Here is an 853-nt window from a genome sequence, read left to right on the forward strand (position 1 = left end):
GTCGCGGCCGCGATCGACCTGCGCGCAGAACGCGTCGTAGGCGGTCTGGAAATCCCTGGCCCATTGCCGCTGCCAGTCGCGCGGCAGCGGCGGGGTGCCATCGATGGCGCCGTCCAGTGCGTCGATCTTGTGCGCCATCTCGTGCACGGCCACGCAGTAGCCGGCATGCGGATCGGCGATGTCGGCCTGGATATCGGCCCACGACAGGATCAGCGGGCCGCTGTCCCAGGAYTCACCGAYSAGYTCGTCMTCCCAYTSRTGCAGCACGCCGGCGGCATCGACRTGGSTGCGSTKCACSCGGAAGGCWTCGGGATAGACGATCAGCTGCGACCAGCCGCGCAGGCCAACCTCACCCAGTTCCAGCAACGGCAGGCAGCACAACGCGGCCAGCAGTACGCCGTCGCCTTCGTCCAACTGCAGGTTGCCGACCGGGCTGATGGTTTTTTCGTGCAGGAAGCGCGCACTCAGGGTGTGCAGACGCTCGCGGCGTTCCCCGTCCAGTCCGCGCAGCCACGCGGCGCGTTGGCAACTTTGCTGCCACAGGTCTGCATCAATGGCGCGCGGCGTGCGCCGCAACCAGCCCCACATACGTTCGATCAGCGGAACATGCCCGGCAGGAAGCTGTGCCACTTCGGCGCGCGCAGGCGCGGCAGCACGTCGTCATCGCTGCCGCCGCCACCCGTGCTGCCGCCGCTGGCGGCGCTGGGCTTGGCCGCAGGCGCACGTGCCGCCGGTGCGGCTGCAGGCGCGGTGCGCTCGCTTTCGGCCGGCGAATACACGCAGCCGCCCCGCCCCGTGCTGGTCAGCGCATCGGAAGCGTGCGCGGCCAAGGGGGCCATCAGCAGGATCAGGC

At 69.8% G+C, this 853-nt stretch carries 1 protein-coding gene and 1 pseudogene; both read right to left on the bottom strand.

Annotation, left to right across the window (positions count from 1 at the left end; all coding sequences use genetic code 11):
• A partial coding sequence (locus tag ACXJKJ_RS30320) for a M90 family metallopeptidase (RefSeq protein WP_457395106.1) occupies positions 1–630 on the bottom strand: 630 nt, incomplete at its 3' end.
• Positions 597–853, bottom strand: a pseudogene (locus ACXJKJ_RS30325) (hypothetical protein); the annotation flags it as partial. The gene ACXJKJ_RS30320 and the pseudogene ACXJKJ_RS30325, both read right to left, overlap by 34 nt.

The organism is Roseateles sp. P5_E1 (assembly GCF_054049335.1).